Source organism: Actinomyces oris (genome assembly GCF_001929375.1).
GTDB classification, from domain to species: Bacteria; Actinomycetota; Actinomycetes; order Actinomycetales; family Actinomycetaceae; genus Actinomyces; species Actinomyces oris_B.
Map to the genome: position 1 here is coordinate 1 of NZ_MSGO01000053.1, position 8268 is coordinate 8268.

Consider the following 8268-nt stretch of genomic DNA (forward strand, 5'->3'; position numbering starts at 1 on the left):
AACGATGAAAACTCGAGGTTGGGTAGGTCGGTGGTGGGGACGGCGAGTAGGTCGCGGCGGTGCAGGGCCTGGGCGTCGTGGACTCTGCCGTCGTGGGGGTTGGAGACCCAGGCCAGGGTCCCTGAGGGGGTGCAGGCGACCTGGGCGTTCAGCCTCGTGGTCTTGTGCTTGCCTTAAGTCAAGCTCGGGGTGGTCCTTCCAGGACCAGCACTCCAGGAGGGTGCCGTCGATGATCAGCTGGCCGTGGGGTCCAGATCCTCCACTGTAGGCACGTGCTCTTGGAGGGTGTGGGCGATCAGGGGCGTGTAGGCGCCGATGAATCGGGAGGCGGTGGCCTGCCAGACGCAGTAGGCCTCGGCGAGCAGCTCCTGGGGCAGGTTGTGGCGCAGGTAGGTCAGGGGCAGGCGCACGCACAGGAACAGCCCCAGCACCCTGCCCCCGAAGGCCGGCAGGGGACCGGAGGCGTGAATGGTCTCGCACATGCCCACAACCTCACGCCGAGGGATTCTCGTGCTACTATTCATGACGACGGCTCGTTTTCTGATTGAGTTGGCTTAGTCGCCAAAACTCTCTCAAGAGCAAGTCGCCACCCTATCTAACGACACGCCCCCCTTTAAACACCCTCGATACCCCTATGAATAAGCCTCAGTATCTCGGTCTCGACACGTTTTTCTTTGTCGAGTATAGTAGCCCCTGGTCGCCAATATTGGCGTCGTCTGCCTCAGGCGTTGTTGCAGATTGTCTAGGAAGGAAACTGATGACGTGTATTTGGTCACTGTATTTTATGGCGTCGATGTGTGTGCGGGCTGATGGCTTAGTTTTGGGTGTTGATGTCGGATGAACAGCAGTGCGGCAGTTGTGGTATTTATTTGGTGATGGGAGCCTTGGATCTGAAGATGTCGAAGTTGTTGGTGTGATAATGTCATATTTACCTCCCGAAGTTCATCATGTGCTATCAGGTGCGTGTGCGTTGATTTTTGATCTTGATGGTACTCTTGTAGATACTCATGATGCTCATGAAAGATCTTGGCGTAAGGCGTTTAGCGCTGTTGGCCTATCTATGTCCACATCTTGGTATCGCCAAAGAACAGGTTTGACTGCTAATCAATTGATTGACGACATGGGGGTTGCGCACGGTAAATCAATAGATGCAACCACTGTGAAAACAATGGAGTTAAGGTGCTTTCTTGAAGAAGCTCGTAAACTAGCGCCGATTGAATCTGTTATTTCCATCGCGGAAGAGTTCCGCGATGCTAGTCATATGGCGGTTGCATCGAATGGCGACGCGAGTTCCGTTAATGCGACGCTTGCGGGGGCGGGGATTTCACACCTATTTTCAGTGATTGTGACGGCTGATGACGGATTGCGACCCAAGCCTTTTCCTGACGCATTCCTCCGGGCGGCCGAACGGTTGGGGGTAAAAAAGGAGTGTTGCTTGGCTTTCGAGGACACAGGAGGTGGAATTGCTGCGGCACAAGCTGCTGGCATGAAGGTAGTAGATGTCCGAACGTGGGAGGTATTTTAGATGGGTGGGTGCAGCTAAGTGAGGTTAGTGTCAGAAGGGTGGCATGTTGGATATGGAATATGCCCAGGGATGTTCTTCCAGTTTTTGAGACGAGCCTTGACTTGCTCGACTAGTGATCCGGCTGATGCTGTGGCCGACTTCGTTCTCTGCGTCGGTGAGTTTTCCGGGAGTGGTCCCCTCGCTATTTCCCTGAATGATCTTCCAGATGCAGAATGATGAGCGCAACGATCTCTGCGTGAGTCCTGCCGACGAACCTGTGCTGGAGGAGCTCGCCCAGCAACCCGACTCATCGAGTCGGACGAAGTCTCGAGGAAGGCTACGCGCCTGGGCGAGTCAACCTCACGCGCGACGCCGTGCGTTGATAGGCGCGGGGGTTGCCGCAGGGGCCGGGCTATGGCCGGCACCCAGTCCACTGAAGTGGTTCAGTTCTGCCCCGGACATTGGGCGGCTGTGTGATCTGCTTTCCTCTGACAAGCGGGTTGTCAGTTTCAGCGTGTCAGGCGACGATGCCATTGGGCTGAAGATCAAGATGTCTGACGAGACGAACAACAGCACGATCAGAGAACTTCTGGAGAGTATCAGCGCGCTGGGTGGGTGGCGTGGCGCTAGCTCCTCTTCCCGGGGGAAGCATGGCCGGGGGAAGGTCAAGTGGATAATAAAGCGCGCCGAAGTGATTCTCTCACGCAGTCATCCGATAGTAGAGGATGGTGAAGTGGACGGTTGCTAAGGATTACTGTGAGGATATTGCGGTGGCCCAGAGGTGCTTGGACATCGTGTCATCCGGCTCTTGAGGATTATGAATACGGGCTTCAGCGTGGAGGTATGGACTGGTGAGAATTCGGCGTCGTAACGTCCTGGCCGTAGGGACTGCGTCTCTTGCGTTCGGAGTGGCTGGGTGCTCGCCCATGACCATGGCGCGCAAGAGGCGGAAACGGAAGGTGCATCAGTACCTCTCCGGGCTCGACTCCGTGGCATCTGCTCGAGTGGACGTGCACTCGGAGTTCTTAGAGCCGGATCGTTGGGTCGTGGATGTGGCGCTCAAGGACAATCCGTCCGCAGAATCAGTGGTGACAGTTGTGCGCGACGCCTACGCCAAGGTGCTGAACCTGACCGGTGCTGACGAGGTGAGGATGGTTGTCACCTGGGCGCAGGGTAAGACCTCCGTGTTCTGCTACCTGCCGATCAAGGACGCTGACAAGGCCGCTTCCGCCACGGTGGAGGCGGTATCGCCCGCCATGGAGCGAGTTCAGATCGAGGAGAAGAGAATATCCTTCGAGTACCGGACTGCTGAGACTCTCCCGGATCATTTCATCCTGCCACCCACCTCCCCGGTGCTGCGACTCGGCACACCGAAGATCGAGCAGAGTATTCTGGTCGGGCGGACTCACTGCTTCATCTCTCATACCAAGGGTAAGGATCTCACGTCCGTGCCGATCAAACGCGCACTGGAGGCCATTCCCTCCAACAAGCGATATGGGGCGGTTCTGAGTCTGGAGGCGGAGGACGAGGATCGCAAACAGACCCGTCTCACATTCAAGAAATGGGGGAAGCGCGAGGAGGAAGCGGATGTTCAGCCCGACGCTGCGGTTCTGGCCACGGTCCTCGGCAACCAGGTGCTCCAGCGGGTGGAGCTGAGTACGTCGGAGGAGAGCAGTAGCCAGTCCACGGTGGTCGGCTTCGACATGAAGTCCGGCACTGTGGTCGGCCAGGGCGACCCGCCCGAGAAGGGTGCGCCCATCCTCGCCGCCGCTCAGCAGACGGCCGGCTCTCCGTCATGATGGGGGCGCGGACTCGAAGGCGTCTCTGTCTGACTCGCATATTCCAGGCGTCATCACGGAAAGGAGAGTGAGGTCGATGCGTGTTCGACGTCGTGAGGTACTGGCACTGGGTACCGCGTCTCTTGCTCTCGGTGCGGCTGGATGCTCACCGTTCGCTCTGGCTCGCAGCAAGAAGAAGAGGAAGGTGCGTAAGTACCTTTCCGGGCTTGATGGCGTGACATCTGTCGAAATGCATGTTGATCCAGACCTCGTGTCTGATGATCGCTGGAATGTGACAGTGAATCTCAAGGATGATCCTGGGCAGGACTCAGTCCTCACAATCATTCGCAATGCTCGAAACGAAGTAGTCAATCTGGCTGATTCTGACAAGGTTGACCTTGATGTCAGATGGGTTCAGGGTACGACGTCGATGTCCTGTAACCTTCCGATGAACGACCCCGAGAAGGCCGTGCTGGCGGCCATGAAAGTGGTCTCCTCGGAGCTGGAGAGCGTGGGGATCTCCAAGGAGAGGATCCTGCTCGACTACCAGAACGGGACAACCCTTCCAGACAACGCCATCCTGCCGCCGACGTCACCGGTTGTGGGTGTTGGTTCACTCAAGACTGAGCAGGATTATTTTGTGGGCGGATCCTATTGTTTTATCACGCACTTGAAAGGTGTGGATCTCACGTCCGTGCCGATCAAGCGTGTTCTCGATGCGATTCCGGCAGGTAAGCGAGTTAATGCGATAGTGAGTCTGAATGCGCACGATGACGTCAGCCAGGTGACCCAGCTGAGGGTGCGAGGGCTCGGTGAGTACGGGAAGGGCGTGGATGTTGCTGCGGCAGCCCCGGTTCTGGCGGCTGTCCTGGGAAATCAGACTCTTGAGAGGGTCGAGCTGACCACCGCGCTGAACGACGACTACGACTTTGAGGTTGTCGCCTTCGACATGCAGTCAGGTGACGTGCTCGGCCAAGGCGACCCGCCCGAGAAGGCTGCGGCCATCCTCTCCGCCGCCCGGCAGGCGGCCGCCTCCTCGTCGTGACGGTTGCGACGGCGTCGAACCGGACGCCAGGACGACGGGGGACCGGACCTCAGGAGCGCGGCGGGCACCACAACCCCCTTCGGGCGGGCATCACTGCCGGCCGTCGGCCTCATCGGTAGCATGAGGACAGATCACCCAAACCTCGGGAGGAACTCATGCACGAGCCCATCAAGCTGGTCGACCGCGTCCAGGCCATCAACTGGAACCGCCTGACCGACGACAAGGACCTCGAGGTCTGGGACCGCCTGACCGGCAACTTCTGGCTGCCCGAGAAGGTGCCGCTGTCCAACGACGTGCAGTCCTGGGCCACCCTGACCGAGGCCGAGAAGAACATGACCACCCGCGTGTTCACCGGCCTGACCCTCCTGGACACGATCCAGGGCACGGTCGGCGCGGTCTCCCTCATCCCGGACGCCCGCACGCCCCACGAGGAGGCGGTGCTCACCAACATCGCCTTCATGGAGTCGGTCCACGCCCGCTCCTACTCCTCCATCTTCTCCACCCTCATCTCGACGGCGGAGATCGACGAGGCCTTCCGCTGGAGCGAGGAGAACGCGAACCTCCAGCGCAAGGCCCACATCATCCTGGACTACTACCGCGGCGACGACCCCGAGAAGCGCAAGGTCGCCTCCACCATGCTGGAGTCCTTCCTCTTCTACTCCGGCTTCTACGCCCCCATGTACTGGTCCAGCCACGCCAAGCTGACCAACACCGCCGACCTCATCCGCCTCATCATCCGCGACGAGGCCGTCCACGGCTACTACATCGGCTACAAGTACCAGCTGGCCGTGCGCGAGTCCTCGCCCGAGCGTCAGGCCGAGCTCAAGGACTACACCTTCGAGCTGCTCATGGAGCTCTACGACAACGAGGAGCAGTACACCGAGGACCTCTACGACGAGCTCGGCCTGACCGAGGACGTCAAGAAGTTCCTGCGCTACAACGCCAACAAGGCCCTCATGAACCTGGGCTACGAGGCGCTCTTCCCGGCCGACGCCGTCGACGTCAACCCGGCGATCCTCGCCTCCCTGTCCCCCAACGCCGACGAGAACCACGACTTCTTCTCCGGCTCGGGCTCCTCCTACGTCATGGGCACGGCCGAGGCCACCCAGGACGAGGACTGGGACTTCTGAGCGCAGCTGGGCGGGGGTGGGGAGTGCTCCCCCGGGTGGCCTCCCCATGGCGACGATGGCGCGCATGGCGCACGCTTTGGTTATTCCCAGCGCACCAGAAAGGAATTCCCATGCGCTCCTCCGTCAAAGTTCTCTCCGTCGCCGCCGCCCTCGCCATGGCTGTCGGGCTGTCTGCCTGTGATGAGCAGGACGTCGCTCAGCCCTCACCCGGCGCCTCCTCGGCGGCCTCTGCCAAGGCGGACTCGGAAGATCCGGACACACCCCCCTCCGAAGGAACCGAGGATGGCAAGGACTCCAAGAGCAAGGGCGATGAGACCACCAAGTCCGGCTCCACGATTCAGAGCATCAAGCCGGTGACCTTCAAGGATGAGGAGATCGGTCTCACCCAGACCTGCGACAAGGTGATCGAGGACTACGCCGCACCGAAGCTCAAGCAGAAAGGTAAGACAGACACCGTCTACCTGCTTCACTGCACGCTCGATTTCAACGGAGACATCGCTTACAGCAGCACGCTCTCTGACTCCACCTCGCTCCAGGACAAAACATCATCCAAGCCCAAGACGGTTCAGTACGGAGCAAACGTGGCCGACGACCTGAAGGACGACGGTCTTGACGTGATTGACACCGAGGACGCCGGCTCCACTCACGTTGAGGGCTGGTTCGCCTACATCGCCGTGTCGGACTCGACCAAGCTGAAGCCCTTCTCCGAGGGCACCACCAGCATTGCCTACGACCGCGCAGCCGGAAAGGGCGTCCAGTCCGGCAAGCAGTACGCGGCCTACTCCGACACCCAGGACCTCGTGCTCAAGTAGGACTGATCTGATTCTCTTCCCAGCGACGTCGGGCCTCCTGAGGACCGTTGTCGTCTCATTCCTCTGATGGGGTTCAAGGTAAGGGGCTATGGTGCTATTCGTGGCGCTGTAGCCCCTTGCCCCTCGTTGGCCGGGTCTCGCCCCTTTGAATTGGACTGCTGGGTGTTTTTCGGACAGTGCTTGTTTTGTGCTTCAGGCTGCCTTCTTCAAGTCCAGGAAATCGCTTTCGGCCTCGTTCGGGGTGCGATACCCTAGGGCTGAGTGAAGACGAATATGATTCGTATCTCAGCTCGATCCATGAGGCAATGAGGCTTATTCATGGGGTGTAGGTGAATATGAGTCCGAGGATGGCTGTGATGGTTTCTGGGAAGGTTTGTAGTGGTCTTCTGTAGCCGGTGTGTAGGACTCTCCAGGTCTTGATGTTGGCGATGACTCGCTCGATCTTGTAGCGGATCTGGTTGACGGCCCGGTTGTAGGTCTTGTCGTCTGGGTGGAGGGGCAGGTTCGGGGGTTTTCTCTTGGGGGTGATCATTCCCAGTCCGATGTATCCCTTGTCGCCGATATGGCGTGGTGGTGGTGTCCCGTCTGGTAGGTCGGTGGCGGGGACGTCGAGCAGGCCGCTGCGGCGCAGGGCCTTGGCGTCGTGCGTGCATCCGTCCTGAGGGTCGGAGACCCAGGCCAGGGTCCCTGACAGGGTGCAGGCGACCTGGACGTTCAGACCCGTGGTCTTGTGCTTGCCGGAGTAGAGCTCAGGGTGGTCTTTCCAGGACCAGCACTCCAGGAGGGTGCCGTCGATGATCAGCTGGGCCGTGGGATCCAGATCCTCCACCGTTGGAACACTGCCGTTCAGGCAGGCGGCGATCAGGGGGCGTGTAGGCGGCGATGACCCGGGAGACGGTGGCCTGCCAGACGCAGTAGAGCTCGGCGAGCAGCTCCTGGGGCAGGTTGTGGCGCAGGTAGGTCAGGGTCAGGCGCACACACAGGAACAGCCCCAGCACCCTCGCCCCGAACACCGGCAGGGGGCCGGAAGCGTGAATGGCCTCGCACAGGTCCAGGACATCATCGCGAGTGATCCTCGTGCTACTATTCGTCATGGCGGTTTGCTTCTTGGTTGAGCTGGCTTAGTCACCAAAACTCTCTCAAGAGCAAGCCGCCACCCTGCTTAACGACACGCCATTAGCGGCAAAACACCCTAAACACCCCTATGAATAAGCCTCAATATCCTTGATCGCCTTGTCCTTCGTGGGATACACCATCAGGTGGACTCTCTCATTCTTGAGCGTAGCATTGAATGACTGAAGCCCAAGCATTGTCCCAGCACACCCCCGTACGCCCCACCGAGGGACGAATACCATAAGACTTGAGGTGATCCAGGAACTCCTGGGACGTGTACTGGCTCCCCCTGTCGGAGTGAAAGATCGTCACGCCCTTCTTGATCGGGCATCTCCTGACCGTCATGTCAATGGCCTGGCACACCAGGGAGGTGTGCATGTGGTCGGCCATCGCATAACCCACCACCTTCTTAGTACAGCAGTCCAGAACAGTCGCAAGATAGACGAATCCGGCCCACGTCCTGACATAGGAGGGGGCACCTCCCGCCTGCGGGGGAATGTCCCCGCACCACTTACGTCCAGGTTCGTCAGAGGCGGGAGTCCCGCCTGAGCAGGTCGGGCCGCTCGTCCAGGTCCTGGGCCGGCACGGTGGTTCGGACCTTTGCCCGTGGCTGTGCGGCCTGCAGCCCTAGGTCGCGCATGATGGCGCGGATCGTGGAACCGCCGGCCCGGACCCCACGCCGCTCCAGGACCACCTGGATGCGTCGGTACCCGTAGGTGCCCTCACGAGCGCTCAAACACATCCTTAATCATCATGGCCAGCTCCTCCCTCCTGATAGCCGTCTGTGACTGGGGCCGGTCGCGCCAGGAGTAGTACCCTGATTTTGATACCCTGGACCACCGGCACATTGAGGAGATGGGATAGTGGCCTTCTTCGCGGCCCCGAC

The 8268-nt window shown here is 59.8% G+C and carries 9 protein-coding genes and 2 pseudogenes; 5 read left to right on the forward strand and 6 right to left on the reverse strand.

The features are described from left to right. Positions 1-158 (reverse strand): annotated as a pseudogene (locus tag BKH32_RS14525) (transposase family protein); the annotation flags it as partial. A gap of 75 nt (positions 159-233) precedes the next feature. Further along, a complete protein-coding gene (locus tag BKH32_RS14530) occupies positions 234-482 on the reverse strand; it encodes a transposase family protein (protein WP_256691727.1) in 249 nt (82 codons plus the stop codon). 365 nt (positions 483-847) lie between these two features. On the opposite strand from BKH32_RS14530, the gene BKH32_RS11270 reads away from it, so the two are divergent. From BKH32_RS11270 to BKH32_RS11290, 5 genes are all read left to right on the forward strand, one after another. Beyond that, on the forward strand, positions 848-1525 hold the full coding sequence (locus BKH32_RS11270; RefSeq protein WP_143222814.1) for an HAD family hydrolase: 678 nt from the start codon (positions 848-850) through the stop codon (positions 1523-1525). Positions 1526-2463: 938 nt separating this feature from the next. After that, complete coding sequence (locus BKH32_RS11275; RefSeq protein WP_256691729.1) at positions 2464-3303, forward strand: hypothetical protein; 840 nt, start codon at positions 2464-2466, stop codon at positions 3301-3303. A 184-nt stretch (positions 3304-3487) separates the two neighbouring features. Further along, the gene (locus tag BKH32_RS11280) at positions 3488-4327 is read left to right on the forward strand and encodes a hypothetical protein (RefSeq protein WP_256691731.1); all 840 of its coding nucleotides are present in this window, start codon (positions 3488-3490) and stop codon (positions 4325-4327) included. Positions 4328-4482: 155 nt separating this feature from the next. Then, positions 4483-5457 (forward strand): class 1b ribonucleoside-diphosphate reductase subunit beta, encoded by a 975-nt coding sequence (gene nrdF, locus BKH32_RS11285; RefSeq protein WP_075250128.1) that lies wholly within the window; start codon positions 4483-4485, stop codon positions 5455-5457. Positions 5458-5567: 110 nt separating this feature from the next. Further along, entirely contained in the window at positions 5568-6269 is a 702-nt protein-coding gene (locus BKH32_RS11290; protein WP_075250129.1) for a hypothetical protein, read from the forward strand. A gap of 316 nt (positions 6270-6585) precedes the next feature. Here BKH32_RS11290 and BKH32_RS11295 read toward each other — a convergent pair whose 3' ends face one another. The 4 genes and pseudogenes from BKH32_RS11295 to BKH32_RS13325 form a co-directional block, all read right to left on the reverse strand. Next, the gene (locus BKH32_RS11295; RefSeq protein ID WP_075250130.1) at positions 6586-7098 is read right to left on the reverse strand and encodes a transposase family protein; all 513 of its coding nucleotides are present in this window, start codon (positions 7096-7098) and stop codon (positions 6586-6588) included. Next, positions 7019-7363: a transposase family protein gene (locus BKH32_RS14535; RefSeq protein ID WP_075250131.1), complete on the reverse strand. Its 345-nt coding sequence runs from the start codon at positions 7361-7363 to the stop codon at positions 7019-7021. The genes BKH32_RS11295 and BKH32_RS14535 overlap by 80 nt, the downstream gene beginning before the upstream one ends. A gap of 175 nt (positions 7364-7538) precedes the next feature. Further along, a pseudogene (locus BKH32_RS14790) lies at positions 7539-7895 on the reverse strand (transposase); the annotation flags it as partial. Positions 7896-7908: 13 nt separating this feature from the next. Continuing rightward, positions 7909-8118, reverse strand: coding sequence for an IS3 family transposase (locus tag BKH32_RS13325; protein WP_178384646.1), 210 nt, complete (start codon positions 8116-8118; stop codon positions 7909-7911). Between the last annotated feature and the right edge of the window lie 150 nt (positions 8119-8268).

What these genes read in the sequence shown, in the direction of transcription:
- BKH32_RS14530 (WP_256691727.1), bottom strand. Translation starts at nt 482, where the DNA reads ATGTGCGAGACCATTCACGCCTCCGGTCCCCTGCCGGCCTTCGGGGGC.
- nrdF (WP_075250128.1), top strand. Translation starts at nt 4,483, where the DNA reads ATGCACGAGCCCATCAAGCTGGTCGACCGCGTCCAGGCCATCAACTGG.
- BKH32_RS11290 (WP_075250129.1), top strand. Translation starts at nt 5,568, where the DNA reads ATGCGCTCCTCCGTCAAAGTTCTCTCCGTCGCCGCCGCCCTCGCCATG.
- BKH32_RS14535 (WP_075250131.1), bottom strand. Translation starts at nt 7,363, where the DNA reads ATGACGAATAGTAGCACGAGGATCACTCGCGATGATGTCCTGGACCTG.